At 61.6% G+C, this 17,546-nt stretch carries 16 protein-coding genes; 4 read left to right on the top strand and 12 right to left on the bottom strand.

Annotation, left to right across the window (positions count from 1 at the left end; translation table 11 throughout):
- Positions 1-8: 8 nt before the first annotated feature.
- Positions 9-2,330 carry a heavy metal translocating P-type ATPase gene (locus L6D81_RS09090; protein WP_236178784.1) on the bottom strand — a complete coding sequence of 774 codons (2,322 nt, stop codon included), beginning with the start codon at positions 2,328-2,330 and terminating at the stop codon, positions 9-11.
- Between the two features lie 85 nt (positions 2,331-2,415).
- Between L6D81_RS09090 and cadR the strand changes: the two genes are divergently transcribed.
- On the top strand, positions 2,416-2,865 hold the full coding sequence (gene cadR, locus L6D81_RS09085; RefSeq protein WP_236178783.1) for a Cd(II)/Pb(II)-responsive transcriptional regulator: 450 nt from the start codon (positions 2,416-2,418) through the stop codon (positions 2,863-2,865).
- 59 nt (positions 2,866-2,924) lie between these two features.
- Here cadR and L6D81_RS09080 read toward each other — a convergent pair whose 3' ends face one another.
- From L6D81_RS09080 to L6D81_RS09070, 3 genes are all read right to left on the bottom strand, one after another.
- The gene (locus L6D81_RS09080; protein ID WP_236178782.1) at positions 2,925-3,896 is read right to left on the bottom strand and encodes a thymidylate synthase; all 972 of its coding nucleotides are present in this window, start codon (positions 3,894-3,896) and stop codon (positions 2,925-2,927) included.
- Between the two features lie 50 nt (positions 3,897-3,946).
- Positions 3,947-4,762, bottom strand: coding sequence for a prolipoprotein diacylglyceryl transferase (gene lgt / locus L6D81_RS09075; protein ID WP_039767887.1), 816 nt, complete (start codon positions 4,760-4,762; stop codon positions 3,947-3,949).
- A gap of 96 nt (positions 4,763-4,858) precedes the next feature.
- On the bottom strand, positions 4,859-5,641 hold the full coding sequence (locus tag L6D81_RS09070) for a sulfite exporter TauE/SafE family protein (protein WP_236178781.1): 783 nt from the start codon (positions 5,639-5,641) through the stop codon (positions 4,859-4,861).
- A 129-nt stretch (positions 5,642-5,770) separates the two neighbouring features.
- On the opposite strand from L6D81_RS09070, the gene L6D81_RS09065 reads away from it, so the two are divergent.
- Positions 5,771-6,517, top strand: coding sequence for an NRDE family protein (locus L6D81_RS09065; RefSeq protein WP_236178780.1), 747 nt, complete (start codon positions 5,771-5,773; stop codon positions 6,515-6,517).
- A gap of 96 nt (positions 6,518-6,613) precedes the next feature.
- On the opposite strand, the gene ptsP is transcribed toward L6D81_RS09065, so the two are convergent.
- Positions 6,614-8,893 carry a phosphoenolpyruvate--protein phosphotransferase gene (ptsP, locus tag L6D81_RS09060; RefSeq protein WP_236178779.1) on the bottom strand — a complete coding sequence of 760 codons (2,280 nt, stop codon included), beginning with the start codon at positions 8,891-8,893 and terminating at the stop codon, positions 6,614-6,616.
- A 22-nt stretch (positions 8,894-8,915) separates the two neighbouring features.
- Positions 8,916-9,395, bottom strand: coding sequence for an RNA pyrophosphohydrolase (locus L6D81_RS09055; protein WP_236178778.1), 480 nt, complete (start codon positions 9,393-9,395; stop codon positions 8,916-8,918).
- A 143-nt stretch (positions 9,396-9,538) separates the two neighbouring features.
- Here L6D81_RS09055 and L6D81_RS09050 point away from each other — a divergent pair, with 143 nt between their 5' ends.
- Positions 9,539-10,195 (top strand): histidinol-phosphatase, encoded by a 657-nt coding sequence (locus tag L6D81_RS09050; RefSeq protein ID WP_236178777.1) that lies wholly within the window; start codon positions 9,539-9,541, stop codon positions 10,193-10,195.
- Positions 10,196-10,314: 119 nt separating this feature from the next.
- On the opposite strand, the gene L6D81_RS09045 is transcribed toward L6D81_RS09050, so the two are convergent.
- Both L6D81_RS09045 and ilvA read right to left on the bottom strand, forming a co-directional pair.
- Positions 10,315-10,728, bottom strand: coding sequence for a DUF2269 family protein (locus tag L6D81_RS09045; RefSeq protein WP_236178776.1), 414 nt, complete (start codon positions 10,726-10,728; stop codon positions 10,315-10,317).
- 41 nt (positions 10,729-10,769) lie between these two features.
- A complete protein-coding gene (ilvA, locus tag L6D81_RS09040) occupies positions 10,770-12,284 on the bottom strand; it encodes a threonine ammonia-lyase, biosynthetic (protein WP_011336426.1) in 1,515 nt (504 codons plus the stop codon).
- 147 nt (positions 12,285-12,431) lie between these two features.
- On the opposite strand from ilvA, the gene rpiA reads away from it, so the two are divergent.
- Positions 12,432-13,106, top strand: a complete 675-nt coding sequence (gene rpiA, locus L6D81_RS09035) for a ribose-5-phosphate isomerase RpiA (protein ID WP_007953476.1) — start codon at positions 12,432-12,434, stop codon at positions 13,104-13,106.
- An 83-nt stretch (positions 13,107-13,189) separates the two neighbouring features.
- On the opposite strand, the gene L6D81_RS09030 is transcribed toward rpiA, so the two are convergent.
- From L6D81_RS09030 to L6D81_RS09015, 4 genes are all read right to left on the bottom strand, one after another.
- Positions 13,190-14,107 (bottom strand): SdiA-regulated domain-containing protein, encoded by a 918-nt coding sequence (locus tag L6D81_RS09030; protein WP_236178775.1) that lies wholly within the window; start codon positions 14,105-14,107, stop codon positions 13,190-13,192.
- A gap of 117 nt (positions 14,108-14,224) precedes the next feature.
- Positions 14,225-15,148, bottom strand: coding sequence for an SdiA-regulated domain-containing protein (locus L6D81_RS09025; protein ID WP_236178774.1), 924 nt, complete (start codon positions 15,146-15,148; stop codon positions 14,225-14,227).
- Between the two features lie 263 nt (positions 15,149-15,411).
- Entirely contained in the window at positions 15,412-16,077 is a 666-nt protein-coding gene (locus tag L6D81_RS09020; protein WP_236178773.1) for a fumarylacetoacetate hydrolase family protein, read from the bottom strand.
- Between the two features lie 40 nt (positions 16,078-16,117).
- Complete coding sequence (locus L6D81_RS09015; protein WP_236178772.1) at positions 16,118-17,512, bottom strand: FAD-binding oxidoreductase; 1,395 nt, start codon at positions 17,510-17,512, stop codon at positions 16,118-16,120.
- Between the last annotated feature and the right edge of the window lie 34 nt (positions 17,513-17,546).

Below are 17,546 nucleotides of genomic sequence, written 5' to 3'. Positions count from 1 at the left end.
CTCTTCCTCTATTTGCGCAGCAGGCGCAAACCGTTGAACACCACCAGCAGGCTCACACCCATGTCGGCAAACACGGCCATCCACATGGTGGCGAGCCCGGCGAAGGTTACCCCAAGAAAGATCGCTTTGATCACCAACGCCAGCGCGATGTTCTGTTTGAGGATAGCGGCGGTATGGCGCGACAGGCTGATGAACGCCGGAATCTTGCGCAGATCATCGTCCATCAGGGCGACATCGGCGGTTTCAATCGCCGTATCGGTGCCTGCCGCCGCCATCGCAAAACCGATCTCCGCCCGCGCCAGTGCGGGCGCGTCGTTGATGCCGTCGCCGACCATGCCGACCCGATGCCCCTGGGCGTAGAGGTCCTCAATGGCTTGCAGTTTGTCAGTCGGCAACAGGTCGCCCTTGGCCTGATCGATCCCGACCTGCGCCGCAATCGCCTGCGCGGTGTGGACGTTGTCGCCGGTGAGCATCAGGGTTTTCACGCCCAGTTCGTGCAGTTGGCGGATCGCCTCGCGGCTGGTTTCCTTGACTGTATCCGCCACGGCGAACAGCGCCAGCGGGCCGGAACGGTCGAGCAGCAGCACCACGGACTTGCCCTGTTTCTCCAGCGCGAACAGCTTTTCTTCCAGTTGCGGCGAGCACAGGCCCAGTTCTTCAACCAGACGGTGGTTGCCCAAATGGTAGACCTGACCGTTGACCTCGCCCTTTACCCCACGACCGGCCAGCGCTTCGAAGTTATCCACAGGTAGAGCCGCAAAACCTTTATCCACAGCCGCATGGGCGATGGCCAGCGACACCGGGTGATCGGAACGACCGGCCAGCGCAGCGGCAATCGCCGGGGCCGTGGCGTCGGCAGTCGGGTCGAGGGACAGGAAATCGGTCTGCACCGGTTTGCCGTGGGTGAGGGTGCCGGTCTTGTCGAGGGCCAGATAGTCGAGCTTGAAACCGCCCTCCAGGTACACGCCGCCCTTGACCAGAATGCCTTTGCGCGCCGCAGCCGCGAGGCCGCTGACGATGGTCACCGGCGTGGAAATCACCAATGCACACGGGCACGCGACGACCAGCAGCACCAGCGCGCGGTAGATCCAGTCAAACCACGCGGCGCCCATGAACAGCGGCGGGATGATCGCCACAGCCAAGGCCAGAACGAAAACCGCCGGCGTGTAGATTTTCGAGAATTGATCGACGAAACGCTGGGTCGGCGCCCGCGCGCCTTGCGCCTGCTCCACGGCGTGGATGATCCGCGCCAGGGTGGAGTTGTTGGCTGCGGCTGTCACGGCATATTCCAGCGAACCGGCCTGGTTGATGGTGCCCGCGAAGACTTTGTCACCGACGGTTTTTTCCACCGGCAGGCTTTCGCCGGTAATGGGCGCCTGATCGATGGTCGAACTGCCACTGATGACTTCACCGTCCAGCGCAATACGCTCGCCGGGTTTTACCCGCACGCGGGCGCCGAGATCGATGCTTTTGACCTCCAGTTCGACCCAGTTGCCGTCCGCCTGCAACACTGTGGCTTGCTCCGGCGTCATCTGCATCAGACCGCTGATGGCGTTGCGCGCGCGATCCAGCGAACGGGCCTCGATCAGCTCGGCCACGGTGAACAGGAACATCACCATCGCCGCTTCCGGCCACTGGCCGATCAACACGGCGCCGGTCACGGCGATGCTCATCAGGGCGTTGATGTTGAGGTTGCGGTTCTTCAGGGCGATCCAGCCCTTCTTGTAGGTGCTGAGGCCGCCGCTGAGGATTGAGATCAGCGCGATGATCGCCACCACCCAGGTCGGGGCGGCGCTGGTGAAGTGGATCACTTCAGCGGCCAGCGCACCGACGCCGGACAGTGCCAGCGGCCACCAGTGTTTTTTCACCGGCGCTGGCGTTGGCGTTTCAACGCCCGCCTCCAGTGGCTCGGCCTGCATGCCGAGGGATTTGATCGCGTCGATGATCGGCGCGGTGTCCGGCAGATTGTGGGTCACGCCGAGCACGCGGTTGATCAGGTTGAATTCCAGCTGCTGGATCCCGGCCAGTTTGCCGAGCTTGTTCTGGATCAGCGTCTGTTCGGTCGGGCAGTCCATCGCTTCGATGCGGAAGCTGCTCAACCGGGCGTCGGCGCTTTTTGCCTCGCTCAGTTGAACAAGCGAAGGTGCGGCGACTTTCGACGCGCAGCAGGACTCTTCGTGCGCATGAACGGGTGTCGGTGCTGCGACTTTCGACCCGCAGCAGGAATCGCCGCCGTGGGCATGTTTATGCACAGGCTGCAGTTTGTGACTGTGATCGTGCCCGTCGCCCGGTTTGTGGGTGTGAGGGTGGGTGTGCAGGGAATCGCTCATTGGTCGCGTCCATGAAGGTGCCTGTTGCCAAGTAAAGACCCTGTAGCCACTATAGGGTCAAGCACCCTTTTTGGAGATGGCCGTCATGAAGATCGGAGAACTGGCAAAACAGACCGATTGCGCCGTGGAAACCATCCGCTACTACGAGCGCGAAAACCTGCTGCCGGAACCAGCCCGCAGCGACGGCAACTACCGCGTCTACAACCAGGCCCACGCCGAGCGCCTGACCTTCATCCGCAACTGCCGCACCCTCGACATGACCCTCGAAGAAATCCGCAGCCTGCTCGCCTTGCGCGACAGCCCGCAGGATCAGTGCGAAAGCGTGAATGCGCTGATCGACGAGCACATCCAGCACGTCAAGGCGCGAATCGATGGGTTACTGGCATTGCAGACGCAACTGCTCGACCTGCGCCAGCGCTGTGGCGAAGGGCCGGAAGCGGATCAGTGCGGGATCCTGCAGCGGCTGGAGGTGAGTGGCGGGGTTGTGGCGGCGGAGGTTGAGCATTCGCATGTGGGCCGCAGCCACGGTCATTAAGAACGCCAGAAACAACTGAGGGAGCCATTTGGCTCCCTCAGTGTTTTGTCACTCCTGCTTCAGACCGCCATCGGCGCGGTCATCGGCGCATGGTGCTCGTAGCCTTCCAGCGAGAAGTCGCTCGGCTCTACAAGCTCCAGCCATTCCGGCTGATAAACACCGGTCTTGGCAAACTCCGGCACGCGATCCGAAATCTTCAGCTTCGGCATGGCGAACGGCTCACGCTTGAGCTGTTCGTTGAGCATGTCCAGGTGGTTTTCATAGACGTGGGCGTCACCGATGAAATAGGTGAACCAGCGCGGCGTGTAGCCGGTCAGGCGACCGATCAGGCTCAGCAGCGCAGCGCCTTCGGTGAGGTTGAACGGCGTGCCCAGACCCAGGTCGTTGGAGCGGATGTAGAGGGTCAGAGAAATCTCTTTGGTTTCGACGTTCGGGTGGAACTGGTACAGCAGATGGCACGGCGGCAAGGCCATTTCATCGAGCTGGGCGCAGTTCCAGCCGTGGAACAGGATGCGGCGGCTGCCCGGGTCCTTGATGATCGTGTCGACGCACTGGCGCACCTGATCGATGGCTTTGTACAGCACCACGTAGGCCTGACCGTCTTCTTCGCCCTGGGCAATCTGTTTGTAGCCATTGCTCAAGGTCTGTTCGATGGCCGCGGTGTTGCTCAGCGGGATCTGCTTGTACGCCGGCCATTTGCGCCATTGCACGCCGTAGATCTCGCCGAGGTCGTCTTCGCCCTGGCGGAACGGGTTGGCCAGCCACTGGGCGTTTTCGTTGGCGTTCTGATCCCAGACCTTGCAGCCCAGCGCACGGAATTCGGCGGCGTTGTTCACGCCCCGCAGAAAGCCGCACATCTCGCCGATGGCCGACTTGAAGGCCATCTTGCGGGTGGTGATCGCCGGGAAACCTTCCTGCAGATCGAAGCGCAGCATGGCGCCCGGAAAGCTGATGGTGTTCACGCCGGTACGGTTGGCCTGTTTGGTGCCGTTGGTGATGACGTGCGACACCAGATCGAGATATTGCTTCATGAGTTACCTGTGTCCTTGAGCCCCGGCAGACGTCGCCGGGGTTCGAATATTTAAGCTGTCGGGGCAACCGGCGCCGCCGGGGCGCGGTGGTAGGCCAGCCAGATCAGGAACAGCCCGCCGATGATCATCGGTACGCAGAGAACCTGACCCATGGTCAGCCAGTTCCAGGCCAGGTAGCCCAGTTGCGCGTCCGGCACGCGGACGAATTCGACGATGAAACGGAAGATGCCATAGAACAGCGCGAACATGCCCGAGACCGCCATGGTCGGCCGCGGCTTGCGCGAGAACAGCCAGAGGATCAGGAACAGCGCGACGCCTTCGAGCGCGAACTGATACAGCTGCGACGGGTGACGCGGCAGTTGCGCCGGGTCGCTGAACGGCGGGAACACCATGGCCCACGGCACGTCGGTGGCCTTGCCCCACAGCTCGGCGTTGATGAAGTTGCCGATACGCCCGGCGCCCAGACCGATCGGCACCATTGGCGCGACGAAGTCCATCAGCTGGAAGAACGACTTACCGTTACGCTTGCCGAACCACAACGCGGCCAGCATTACGCCGATGAACCCGCCGTGGAACGACATGCCACCCTTCCACACTTCGAAAATCAGCGTCGGGTTGGCCAGGTAAGCGCTCAGGTCATAGAACAGCACATAGCCCAGACGCCCGCCGACAATCACCCCCATCGACAGCCAGAACACCAGGTCGGAGAGTTTTTCCTTGGTCCAGGTCGGGTCGAAACGGTTGAGCCGGCGCGATGCCAGCAGCCACGCGCCGCCGATACCGACCAGGTACATCAGGCCGTACCAGTGGATTTTCAGCGGACCGATGGCCAGGGCCACCGGATCGATCTGCGGGTAAGGCAGCATTGCGACTCCTCGTTAGCATTCAAATCTTCAAAAATTCCCGGGCGACGCTGTCACCTCAGGATTAAGCCAGGATTGCGACCGGCCAAAACAAACGGCTCAGAACAGAAAGCTCAGGCCCACGCAAAACAGCAAAGCCGCGAACAGCCGTTTCAGCAACTTTGGCGACAACCTGTGTGCCAGCCGCGCGCCGACACGGGCGAACACCATGCTGGTCAGGGCAATACCGAGCAGTGCCGGCAAATACACAAAACCGAGACTATGGGCCGGCAGCAACGGATCATGCCAGCCCAGAATCATGAAACTTATGGCACTGGCCACGGCAATCGGCAGGCCGCAGGCCGATGAGGTCGCCACCGCCTGCTGCATCGGCACGCTGCGCCAGGTCAGGAACGGCACGGTCAGCGAGCCGCCGCCAATCCCGAAAATCGCCGATGCCCAGCCGATCACACTGCCGGCCACGGTCAGACCGAGTTTACCCGGCACCGTTCGGCTGGCCTTGGGTTTGACGTCCAGCGCCAGCTGCGCCGCAATCACCAGGGCGAAGACACCGATGATCTTTTGCAGGTTCGGGCCGGAGATCGCTTCGGCCGTCAGCGCACCGAAACCGGCGCCGAGCAGGATGCCCACGGTCATCCAGCGGAAGATCGGCCAGCGCACCGCACCGCGCCGGTGATGCTCACGCACGGCGTTGACCGAGGTGAAGATGATCGTCGCCAGGGACGTGCCGACCGCCAGATGGGTCAGGATCGACGGATCGAAGCCCTGCAAGGTGAAACTGAACACCAGCACCGGGACGATGATGATCCCGCCGCCCACCCCGAACAGCCCGGCCAATACGCCCGCACAGGCGCCAAGCGCCAGATAGAGCAGAAATTCCATGGCTGCCTCCCAAGGCGCGTCCCAAAACCGGAGCGGCATGGTAACGGATGCAGGGCCTCAGGCGGAACTGGCGATGGATGCACGGACGATGTCTGCGTAGAGTGGGCAAAAACACACAAGGACCACCTTATGTGCCTGATCGTTTTCGCCTGGCGGCCGGGGCATGCCCAGCCGCTGATCGTCGCGGCCAACCGTGACGAATTCTACGCCCGGCCCAGCCTGCCGCTGGCGCAGTGGCCCGAGTCGCCGCAGGTTCACGCCGGTCGCGATCTTGAGGCTGGGGGCACCTGGCTCGGCCTGGGCGCCAACGGTCGTTTTGCGGCGCTGACCAACATCCGCGATCCGCATCAGCCGCCGGCGCGACGCTCTCGGGGTGAGCTGGTCGCAAGTTTTCTCACCGGAAACCTGTCGATCGATGACTATTTGTCCGACGTGGTCGCCCGTTCGCCGGAATATGCCGGCTTCAACCTGCTGCTGGGCAATGCCAACGAACTGTGGCACTTCAATGCGCGGTCTATGGAGCCTGTGATGTTGCAGCCCGGCGTCTATGGCCTGTCCAACGCCGGGCTGGATACGCCGTGGCCGAAACTGCTCAAGGCCAGGGCGGCCTTGAGTGCGGTGCTGGATGATCCGCAGCCCGAGCGATTGTTGGCCTTATTGAGCGATGCGCAAACGGCGCCGTTTGCCGAACTGCCGGATACCGGCGTGGGGCTGGCGACCGAGTCGTTGCTGTCGAGTGTGTTCATTGCCAGCCAGAGCTACGGGACGCGGGCGAGCACGGCGCTGATCGTGCAGGCGGATGGGACGCGGCGGATGGTGGAGCGTAGTTTCGGGCCGTATGGCGGGCATCTGGGGGAAGTGGAGATTCTGATTTAGCGGCGCCTGAACTGACGCCATCGCGAGCAGGCTGCCCCCACAAGGCAATGCATTCCAATGTGGGAGCGAGCTTGCTCGCGATGGGCGCTATTCGAGCTAGAGGGGCTTGACCGCCGCCGGATTGACCATCTTCGCCAGTCCGAGGCTCTTCAGCGCCAGTTGCAGCGAGCTGTGGATCACCTGCGGGTTGTCGATGGTCATCAGTTCCGCCAGCAGATCCCTGGCCTTGCTCAGGTTGATCTGGCGCAGCATCCATTTCACCTTTGGCAGGTTGGTGGCGTTCATCGACAGGCTGTCGAAACCCATCGCCATCAACAGCACCGCGGCCGCCGGGTCACCGGCCATCTCGCCGCAGATGCTCACCGGCTTGCCTTCGGCATGGGCGTCACGCACCACGGTCTGCAAGGCTTGCAGCACCGCCGGGTGCAGGTAGTCGTAGAGATCGGCCACCCGTGGGTTGTTGCGGTCCACCGCCAGCAGGTACTGGGTCAGATCGTTGGAGCCGACCGACAGGAAGTCCACCATCCGCGCCAGCTCTTTGGTCTGGTAAACCGCCGCAGGAATTTCGATCATCACGCCCACCGGCGGCATCGGCACGTCGGTGCCTTCGTCGCGCACTTCGCCCCAGGCCCGGTGGATCAGGTGCAGCGCCTCTTCGAGCTCGTGGATGCCGGAGATCATCGGCAGCAGGATCCGCAGGTTGTTCAGGCCTTCGCTGGCCTTGAGCATCGCGCGGGTCTGCACCAGGAAGATTTCCGGGTGGTCGAGGGTGACGCGGATCCCGCGCCAGCCGAGGAACGGGTTGTCTTCCTTGATCGGGAAGTAAGACAGCGACTTGTCACCGCCGATGTCGAGGCTGCGCATCGTCACCGGTTGCGGGTGGAACGCGGCGAGCTGCTCGCGGTAGATCGCCAGTTGTTCTTTCTCGCTCGGGAAGCGCTGGTTGATCATGAACGGCACTTCGGTGCGGTACAGACCGACGCCTTCGGCGCCACGCTGCTGCGCCCGCGCAACGTCCGCCAGCAGGCCGGTGTTGACCCACAGCGGCATGCGGTGGCCATCGAGGGTCACGCACGGCAGGTCGCGCAGGGTATCGAGCCCCAACGCCAGTTGTTTCTCTTCCTCCACCACCTCGGTGAACTGTTTGCGCAGCACTTCGCTGGGGTTGGTGTAGACCTCGCCCTTGGTGCCATCGACGATCATCTCGATGTTGTCGACCTTGGCGTACGGCAGGTCGACCAGACCCATTACAGTCGGGATGCCCATGGCCCGGGCCAGGATCGCGACGTGGGAGTTGCCCGAACCGAGCACCGAGACCAGACCGACCAGCGTGCCTTCCGGCACCTCGCCGAGCATCGCCGGCGTCAGTTCTTCGCTGACCAGAATGGTTTTTTCCGGGTAGACCAGGTTCTGCTGACGCTCTTCCTGCAGGTAGGCGAGCAGGCGGCGGCCCAGGTCCTTGACGTCAGAGGCCCGCTCACGCAGGTACTCGTCGTCCATCAAGTCGAAACGATTGACGTGATCGGTCACGACCTGGCGCAGCGCGCCCTGGGCCCATTGACCGGTCTTGATCACTTTGGTGATTTCGCTGCCCAGCGCGGCATCGTCGAGCATCATCAGGTAGACGTCGAACAGCGCGCGCTCTTCCGGACGCAACTGGGTCGCCAGTTTGGCCGACAACGCACGCATGTCGGCGCGCACGCCTTCGATGGCGGTCTTGAACAGCGCCAGTTCCGCATCGATGTCGGTGATGGTCTTGTCCGGCACCACGTCCAGATCCGCCGGCGGCAGCATGACCACCGCGGTACCGACCGCTGCGCCCGGCGAACCCGGCACGCCGACGAACTTGGCCTCCTGGATGCCCTTGCCCTGACGGCCCAGGCCACGGATCGACCCTGTGGCCTCGGCGTGGGCGATGACCCCGGCGAGCTGCGCGCTCATGGTCACGAGGAAGGCTTCTTCACCCTCATCGAACTGGCGGCGTTCTTTCTGCTGAATGACCAACACGCCGACGACGCGGCGGTGGTGAATGATCGGCGCCCCGAGGAACGAGGCGTAGCGCTCCTCGCCGGTCTCGGCGAAGTAGCGGTAGCGCGGGTGATCCGCGGCGTTTTCAAGGTTCAGGGGTTCTTCACGCGTGCCGACCAGGCCAACCAGACCTTCATTGGGTGCCATGCTGACCTTGCCGATCGAGCGCTTGTTCAAGCCCTCGGTGGCCATCAGCACGAAGCGGTTGGTCTCTGGATCAAGCAGGTAGACCGAGCAGACCTGGCTGCCCATGGCCTCTTTGACGCGCAACACAATAATCGCCAACGCCGCCTTGAGATCCTTGGCGGAGTTAACTTCCTGGACGATCTTGCGCAGCGTATTGAGCATGGCTCGGGGTCGAACTCCGTCGTCAGTCGCGCGCTAAAAGGCGCGGTGCAAGCTCTTTGAGAGCGCGGCGATACACTTCGCGCTTGAATGTCACCACCTGGCCCAACGGATACCAATAACTGACCCAGCGCCAGCCATCGAACTCCGGTTTACCGGTCAAATCCATCCGCACCCGCTGCTCACTGGAGATCAGGCGCAGGAGAAACCATTTCTGTTTCTGGCCGATGCACAGCGGTTGGCTGTGGGTTCGCACCAGACGTTGCGGCAAACGATAGCGCAACCAGCCCCGGGTACAGGCGAGAATTTCAACATCTTCGCGTTCCAGGCCCACTTCTTCGTTCAGCTCGCGGTACAAGGCGTCTTCAGGCGTCTCCTCGGGGTTGATTCCCCCTTGTGGAAACTGCCAGGCATCCTGATTGATACGGCGAGCCCATAGCACCTGGCCGGCGTCATTCGTCAGAATGATCCCGACATTGGGGCGGAAACCATCGGGGTCGATCACGGCAACAACCTCGCAAACGCATGTCGCCGCATTGTTCCACAAAGGTTGTGAAGGCGGCAACGAAGGTTCCGAGCTTATGTGCACTCTTGTGAAAAGACCGTATTCTTGTGGCCTTTTTACTGACTTTTCAGCGGGTAACTGCAATGCGCCTGGCTTTATTCGATTTGGACAACACCCTTCTGGGCGGCGACAGCGATCACGCTTGGGGCGATTATCTGTGCGAACGCGGCTTCCTCGACCCGATCGCCTACAAGGCGCGCAACGACGAGTTCTATCAGGATTACCTGGCCGGCAAACTGGATAACGCCGCTTACCTGAACTTCTGCCTGGAGATCCTCGGCCGCACCGAGATGGTCGTGCTTGAGCAATGGCACAGCGATTACATGCGCGACTGCATCGAGCCGATCGTCCTGCCGAAGGCGCTTGAGCTGCTGAAAAAGCACCGCGATGCCGGCGACAAACTGGTGATCATCACTGCCACCAACCGCTTCGTCACCGCGCCGATTGCCGTGCGCCTAGGCGTTGAAACCCTGATCGCCACCGAGTGCGAGATGCGGGACGGTCGCTACACCGGGCGCAGCACCGACGTGCCGTGCTTCCGTGAAGGCAAGGTGACGCGCCTGAACCGCTGGCTGGAAGAAACCGGGCATTCGCTGGAAGACAGCTACTTCTACAGCGACTCGATGAATGACCTGCCGCTGCTGGAGCAGGTGGCGAATCCGGTAGCGGTCGACCCGGACCCGAACCTGCGGGCCGAAGCCGAGAAGCGCGGCTGGCCCGTCATAAGCCTGCGCGGCTGATATCGCCATCGCAGGCAAGTCGAATCGTCGCACCGCAGCTCCCACAGGAGATTTGTGAACGCCTCAGATCAAATGTGGGCGCTGGCTTGCCAGCGATTGGGTTGACACGACTTCAAACCTTAAACCGGCTTGGCCCCCATCAACGCCGCAATGGCGAGAAATCCGACCCCGCTGACAATCGCCAGCACCAGATTGAATGTCCGGTTGCCGACCCCGCTGGTCCATAGCCGATTAAGCCGAACAAGCAGCCAGACCGCACTGAATGTGGCAACGGCATAGATCACGCTGGACCCCAGAATCCAGAATTGCCCCAACGGCCAGCCAATCAGGTGCACCAGCCACCAGCCGGTGAAAGGCATGCTGAGCACGCCGATCAGCATCAGACACCAGACGAACAACCAGGGTCGCTGCATCGTGCTGGCCGGCCCCTCGCTACGATTACGCCAGGAAACAGCGGCGAGCCCCAGCCCGCTCGCCAGTATCACCACGGTCGCCGCGACGTGAAGGACTTTCAGGGTGGTCAGGGTTTCCATGTATTTCTCGTTCCTTGGGCCATACCCATCAGCGTAGCCGTTCAGCCAAGAAATAGCTGATAGGCCGGGTTGTCGCTTTCGTCCCAGTACGGGTAGCCGATTTCCTCAAGGGCTGCGGGCACCAGATGACGTTCGTCGTGGGGCACTTGCAGGCCCGCCACCACGCGGCCGTCCGCTGCACCGTGGTTGCGGTAGTGGAACATCGAGATGTTCCAGCGACCGCCAAGCTTGTTGAGAAAGTTGAACAGCGCGCCCGGACGCTCCGGGAACTCGAAGCGCAGCACCACTTCATCGACCACGTGCGCGGCGCGACCGCCCACCATGTGGCGGATGTGCAGTTTGGCCAGTTCGTTGTCGGTCAGATCGAGCACCGGGAAACCCTGCTCGGTCAGGCTCGCCAGCAGTGCACTGCGCGGATCGTTGTCCGGGTGGGTCTGCACGCCGACGAAGATGTGCGCTTCGCTGCCATTGTTATAGCGGTAGTTGAATTCGGTGATCTGGCGCTTGCCGATGGCCTCGCAGAAGGCCTTGAAGCTGCCGGCCTTCTCCGGGATGGTCACGGCGATGATCGCTTCGCGGCCTTCACCCAGTTCGGCGCGCTCGGCGACGTGGCGCAAGCGGTCGAAGTTGACGTTGGCCCCGGAGTCGATGGCCACGAAAGTCTGGCCGCTGACGCCGCGCTGCTCGACGTACTTCTTGATCCCGGCCACGCCGAGGGCGCCGGCCGGTTCGGTGATCGAACGGGTGTCGTCGTAGATGTCCTTGATCGCCGCGCAGATTTCGTCGGTGCTGACGGTGATCACTTCATCGACGTAATCCTTGCAGATGTCGAAGGTGTGCTGGCCGATCTGTGCCACCGCCACGCCGTCGGCGAAGATGCCCACGGTCGGCAGCACCACGCGTTCGCCTGCCGCCATCGCCGCTTGCAAACAGTTGGAGTCGTCGGGCTCGACGCCGATGACCTTGATGTCCGGGCGCAGGTATTTCACGTATGCCGCGATGCCGGCGATCAGACCGCCGCCGCCCACCGGAACGAAGATCGCGTCCAGCGGCTGCGGGTGCTGGCGCAGGATTTCCATCGCCACGGTGCCCTGCCCGGCAATGGTGTGCGGATCGTCGTACGGGTGGATGTAGACGTAGCCTTTTTCATCGACCAGTTTCAGCGAGTAGGCCAGGGCTTCCGGGAAGGAATCGCCGTGCAGCACCACTTTGCCGCCACGCGAGCGCACGCCTTCGACCTTGATCTCCGGGGTGGTCTTGGGCATCACGATGGTCGCTTTCACGCCCAGCACTTTGGCCGCCAGGGCCAGGCCCTGCGCGTGGTTGCCCGCCGACGCGGTGACCACGCCGCGTGCGCGCTCTTCATCGCTCAGTTGCGTCAGCTTGTTGTAGGCGCCGCGAATCTTGAACGAGAACACTGGCTGCAAATCTTCGCGCTTGAGCCAAATGTCATTGCCCAGCCGCTCGGAGAGCTGGCGAGCGTTCTGCAGCGGGGTTTCTACGGCAACGTCATAAACGCGCGAGGTGAGGATCTTTTTGACGTACTGTTCGAGCATCGGAAAGCATCACTGAGCGGTTGAGCGGGACCGAGGAGTCTAACCCGGCTTTTGCCCGCACGACCACACGAATCCAGAGGTTTTAGCCGCGCTTGCGGCTATAATGCCGGCCTTTCCGTTCTCACCTTGCCCGCTTCCGGAGCCCGCATGACCCAGGATCAACTCAAACAGGCCGTGGCCCAGGCCGCCGTCGACTTCATCCTTCCGAAACTCGACGACAAGAGCATCGTCGGCGTCGGCACCGGCTCCACCGCCAACTGCTTCATCGACGCCCTGGCCCAGCACAAGGGCGCGTTCGATGGCGCGGTCGCGAGCTCCGAAGCCACCGCCGCGCGCCTCAAGGGCCACGGGATTCCGGTGTACGAGCTGAACACCGTGAGCAACCTGGAGTTCTACGTCGACGGCGCCGATGAAAGCGACGAACACCTGAACCTGATCAAGGGCGGCGGCGCAGCCCTGACCCGCGAGAAGATCGTCGCGGCCGTGGCCCAGACTTTCATCTGCATCGCCGACGCCAGCAAACTGGTGCCGGTGCTGGGCGCCTTCCCGCTGCCGGTGGAAGTGATCCCGATGGCCCGCAGCCACGTGGCTCGCCAGCTGGTAAAACTGGGCGGCGACCCGGTCTACCGCGAAGGCGTGCTGACTGACAACGGCAACATCATCCTCGACGTGCACAACCTGCAGATCACCAACCCGGTGGAGCTGGAAGCGCAGATCAATGCGATCGTCGGCGTGGTCACCAACGGCCTGTTCGCGGCGCGTCCGGCGGATCTGCTGTTGCTGGGTACCAGCGAAGGCGTGAAGACCCTCAAGGCTGAGTAAGCCAGTCTGCCCACATTTTGTGGGTCGATAAAAAACTTGTGGGAGCTGGCTTGCCAGCTCCCACAATGTTTTTGTGGTGCGAATCAGTTCTGCGCAGGCTTGCTGAAGACATAAAACAGATTCGGCTCGCTCACCAGATACAACGTCCCTTCGTCATCCATCGCGATACCTTCGGCCTGCGGCACGGTTTTCTTCAGGCCCTGCCGACCACCGCTCAACGACAGGGTACTCAGCGGGCGCCCGTCCACATCCAGTTCCAGTATCAGCCGTGACTCGTCGGACAGCGCCAGCAAATGGCCGCTGCGCTCGTCGTATTGCAGGCTCGACAGATCGCGCACGAACATCCCGGCATCGCGCTTGGGATTGTTGATCACGTGTACCGCGTAGGATTTTTCCGGATTGAAGTGCGGGAAACCGTGCACTTCATAGATCAGCATCGGATCCCGCTCCTTGGCCACGAACAGGCGCTTGCCCACCGAGTCGTAAGCCAGGCCTTCAAAGCCCTTGTTGCCGCTCATGTGCACCCCGAGGGTCATTTGCTCGGCGTCCGCTGCATCAAGGAACGTGGTGTCGTGCTCCAGATGGATCTTGATCAGCCGTTGCTGGCGCTCGTCGGTGATCACGTAGGTGTCGGCACTGATGAACTCCACCGCTTCCGGATCGCCGAAACCGATCAAGGCGACACGGCGCAGGATCGTGCCATCCAGCGACAGCTCGATCAGTTCGGCATTCTTGTTGGTCACCGTGAACAGGCTCTTGCGCACCGGATCATAAGTCAGCGCCGAGACATCGTCGTTCAACCCGTCGATGACCTTCGCTTCAATGTCGACCCGATACCGATCAAGCCCGATGGCCTCGCTGCTCATCGGCTGCCAGAGCGTATGCAGGTTGAACCAGGCACGCTCGAACAGACGCATGTATTGGCCGATCGCAATCAATGCGATCAGGGCAATCATCGACAGGATGATGAACAGAGGCTTGGGGCGGGCAAGTCGACGCATTCAGGCAGGCTCGGAGTCAAAACAGGCGGATGAAATATCACGCCTGTCTGAACTGAAGCTTAATGGCCACTTGCCTCAGGCCACAACTCCACAGATCTGCAATCCCTGCAGGAGAGATTACTTCTGCTTTTCAAAGCGGTAGAACAGGTTCGGCTCGCTGACCATGTACAGCGTGCCCGAGTCATCCATGGTCACGCCTTCGGCGCGGGGAATGGTTTTCTTCAAACCGTTGAAACCGCCGAGCAGGGTCATGAAACTGACTTGTTCGCCCTTCTTGTCCAGCTCCAGCAACAGGTGCGAATCGGCAGACAGCACCAGGGTGTGGCCGGTGCGCGGGTCGATCGCCAGGGCCGACAGGTTGCGAATGTCGAGTTCATCGCTGTCGAGTTTCTGCTTGTCCCCTTTTAGTGCCTGGCTGCCGTCGCTTTTCCAGGTGAACAGCGCAGGCGGACGCTCTTCACCCAACAGCAGTTGCTGGTTACGGGCGTCCCAGGTGATGGCTTCGAAGGCCTTGTTCTGGTCTTTCGACGGGCCCAGGTCGTATTTCGGGAAATCGTCGCGCTTCAGTTCGCGGGTCTCGGCATCGACCTTGACGATGGAAAGCAGGTGCTCGCGTTCATCGACAATCGCCATCAAGCCGTTTTCCATCACCGTCAGGCCTTCCGGGTTGCTCCAGCCCACCAGCGGCATCTTGCGCAGCACGTCACCCTGCAGGGTCAGCTCGACCAGAAACGGATTCTTGCCCATCACCGAAAACAGGGTTTTGGTCTGCGGGTTATAGGACAGGTCCGAAGCTTCGTCCTTTTCCATGCCGGGCAGCGGTTTGGCGTCGATGACCACACGGTAGTCCGGGAGCCAGACGCTTTCCTGCTTCTCGGCCTGGCTTTCGAAACGCTCGAGCAGCCACAGCACGCCCCGGTCATCCCAATGCATGGCAAACGCCAGCCCGTATGCAGCGGCGGCAGCCAACAAAAGCCAGGAATACCAGCGCAGGGCGAAGCGTGAACGACGAGCGGGTTTGAGCTGAGTTTGAGAGGACATCAAAGGACGCATTCCGAAAATTCAGGCTACGGGTAATAGCACAAAGAGGCCGGCTCAGACGCCAGAATGACCGGAATTATCCGGACAAAATGTGAAAAAAACGGTAAATGGCCGGAATGCCTTTGCGTTTGCGAGCTGCCACACAAAAACAAATGTGGGAGCCAGCCTGCCGGCGATGGCGGTGTATCAGTCGAATGAAACATCAACTGACGGTCCGTCATCGCCAGCAGGCTGGCTCCCACAAAGGTATTTCAGAGTTGCAGTCAGCGAACGCTGCTGGTGAAGCGACTGGCGCCCGGCAGTTCCAGCACGATCTCATCGCCAACGTTCAGCGGGCCGACGCCCACCGGCGTGCCGGTCAGGATCACGTCACCGGCCTGCAGCGAGAAGCAGCCGGCCATGTGCTGGATCATCGGCACGATCGGGTTGAGCATCGCGCTGCTGTTGCCGTCCTGGCGCACCTCACCATTGATGGTCAGGCGAATGCCGATGTCGGTCAGGTCAGCGAAAGTGCTGCCAACCACAAACGGCGCGATCACCGCCGCGCCGTCGAACGACTTGGCGATTTCCCACGGCAGGCCCTTGGACTTGAGCTCGGCCTGCTTGTCACGCAGGGTCAGGTCCAGCGCCGGGGCGAAACCGGAGATGGCGTCGAGCACTTCTTCGCGGCTTGGTCTGGTTGACAGCGGTTTGCCGATCAACACGGCGATTTCCGCTTCGTAATGCACGGACCCACGCTCGGTCGGAATACTGAAACCGCCTTCCAGCGGCACCACGCAACTGCCCGGTTTGATGAACAGCAACGGCTCGGTAGGCACCGGGTTGTCCAGTTCCTTGGCGTGTTCGGCGTAGTTACGGCCGATGCACACCACCTTCCCCAGCGGAAAATGAATCCGCGTACCGTCGACATACTGGTGCTGATAGCTCATTACCGACTCCTGCCTTCATTGATTCATCAGGGATTGCCAATCAAACCGAGAAGATCTTGCCCGGGTTCATGATGCCGTTCGGGTCGAACACCGCCTTGACTGCTTTCATGTACTCGATTTCCACCGGCGAGCGGCTGTAGGTCAAGTAGTCGCGCTTGGTCATGCCCACCCCGTGTTCGGCGGAAATCGAACCGTTGTACTTCTCGACGGTTTCGAACACCCACTTGTTGACGGTGGCGCACTTGGCGAAAAACTCGTCCTTGCTCAGGTTGTCCGGCTTGAGAATGTTCAGGTGCAGGTTGCCGTCGCCGATGTGGCCGAACCAGACGATTTCGAAGTCCGGATAGTGTTCGCCGACGATCGCGTCGATTTCCTGCAGGAACGCCGGGACTTTGGAGACGGTCACCGAGATGTCGTTCTTGTACGGTGTCCAGTGGGAGATGGTTTCGGAGATGTACTCGCGCAGCTTCCACAGGTTTTGCAACTGGGTTTCGCTCTGGCTCATCACGCCGTCCAGCACCCAACCCTGCTCCACGCAATGCTCGAAGGTTTCCAGGGCAGTGTTGGCCACTTCTTCGGTGGTCGCCTCGAATTCCAGCAAGGCATAGAACGGGCAGTCGGTTTCGAACGGCGCCGGGACATCGCCACGGCCCATGACCTTGGCCAGCGCCTTGTCGGAGAAAAATTCGAACGCGGTCAGGTCGAGGCGACCCTGGAAGGCATGCAGCACCGGCATGATCGAATCGAAATCGGCGGTGCCAAGGACCATTGCGGTCAGGTTCTTCGGCGCGCGATCCAGGCGCATGGTGGCCTCGACCACAAAACCGAGGGTACCTTCGGCGCCGATGAACAGCTGCCGCAGGTCATAACCGGTGGCGTTCTTGATCAGATCCTTGTTCAGTTCCAGCACATCGCCCTTGCCGGTCACGACTTTCATGCCCGCCACCCAATTGCGGGTCATGCCGTAGCGAATGACCTTGATCCCGCCGGCATTGGTGCCGATATTGCCGCCAATCTGGCTGGAACCTGCAGAGGCGAAATCCACCGGGTAGTACAGATCATGTTCTTCGGCCGCGTTCTGCAATTGCGCGGTGACCACGCCCGGCTGACAGACGGCGGTGCGGTCGGTGAGGTTGATGTCGAGAATCCGGTTCATGTAGTCGAACGACACGACCACTTCGCCATTGGCGGCCACGGCCGCGGCGGAAAGACCAGTGCGCCCGCCCGACGGCACCAACGCCACGTTGTGTTCGTTGGCCCAGCGGACGACGGCCTGCACCTGCTCGATGGTCTTGGGAAACACAATGGCGCTGGGCGCCGGGGCGAAGTGCTTGGTCCAATCCTTGCCATAAGCGTTCAGGGAGTCGGCATCGGTCAGAACTTTGCCAGGCTCGACCAGGGTCTTCAGTTCATCAATCAGGGCAGGATTGGTCATCGACGGAACTCTCGAACAATTCATGGTCATCCTG

Source organism: Pseudomonas sputi (assembly GCF_021603585.1).
Classification (GTDB): Bacteria; Pseudomonadota; Gammaproteobacteria; order Pseudomonadales; family Pseudomonadaceae; genus Aquipseudomonas; species Aquipseudomonas sputi.
The sequence above is the reverse complement of the archived record's forward strand: the minus strand, read 5'-3'. Positions and strand labels throughout refer to the sequence as shown.

Coding starts and splice junctions, on each gene's coding strand:
- L6D81_RS09090 (WP_236178784.1), bottom strand. CDS start 2,330: ATGAGCGATTCCCTGCACACCCACCCTCACACCCACAAACCGGGCGAC.
- cadR (WP_236178783.1), top strand. CDS start 2,416: ATGAAGATCGGAGAACTGGCAAAACAGACCGATTGCGCCGTGGAAACC.
- L6D81_RS09080 (WP_236178782.1), bottom strand. CDS start 3,896: ATGAAGCAATATCTCGATCTGGTGTCGCACGTCATCACCAACGGCACC.
- lgt (WP_039767887.1), bottom strand. CDS start 4,762: ATGCTGCCTTACCCGCAGATCGATCCGGTGGCCCTGGCCATCGGTCCG.
- L6D81_RS09070 (WP_236178781.1), bottom strand. CDS start 5,641: ATGGAATTTCTGCTCTATCTGGCGCTTGGCGCCTGTGCGGGCGTATTG.
- L6D81_RS09065 (WP_236178780.1), top strand. CDS start 5,771: ATGTGCCTGATCGTTTTCGCCTGGCGGCCGGGGCATGCCCAGCCGCTG.
- ptsP (WP_236178779.1), bottom strand. CDS start 8,893: ATGCTCAATACGCTGCGCAAGATCGTCCAGGAAGTTAACTCCGCCAAG.
- L6D81_RS09050 (WP_236178777.1), top strand. CDS start 9,539: ATGCGCCTGGCTTTATTCGATTTGGACAACACCCTTCTGGGCGGCGAC.
- L6D81_RS09045 (WP_236178776.1), bottom strand. CDS start 10,728: ATGGAAACCCTGACCACCCTGAAAGTCCTTCACGTCGCGGCGACCGTG.
- ilvA (WP_011336426.1), bottom strand. CDS start 12,284: ATGCTCGAACAGTACGTCAAAAAGATCCTCACCTCGCGCGTTTATGAC.
- rpiA (WP_007953476.1), top strand. CDS start 12,432: ATGACCCAGGATCAACTCAAACAGGCCGTGGCCCAGGCCGCCGTCGAC.
- L6D81_RS09030 (WP_236178775.1), bottom strand. CDS start 14,107: ATGCGTCGACTTGCCCGCCCCAAGCCTCTGTTCATCATCCTGTCGATG.
- L6D81_RS09025 (WP_236178774.1), bottom strand. CDS start 15,148: ATGTCCTCTCAAACTCAGCTCAAACCCGCTCGTCGTTCACGCTTCGCC.
- L6D81_RS09020 (WP_236178773.1), bottom strand. CDS start 16,077: ATGAGCTATCAGCACCAGTATGTCGACGGTACGCGGATTCATTTTCCG.
- L6D81_RS09015 (WP_236178772.1), bottom strand. CDS start 17,512: ATGACCAATCCTGCCCTGATTGATGAACTGAAGACCCTGGTCGAGCCT.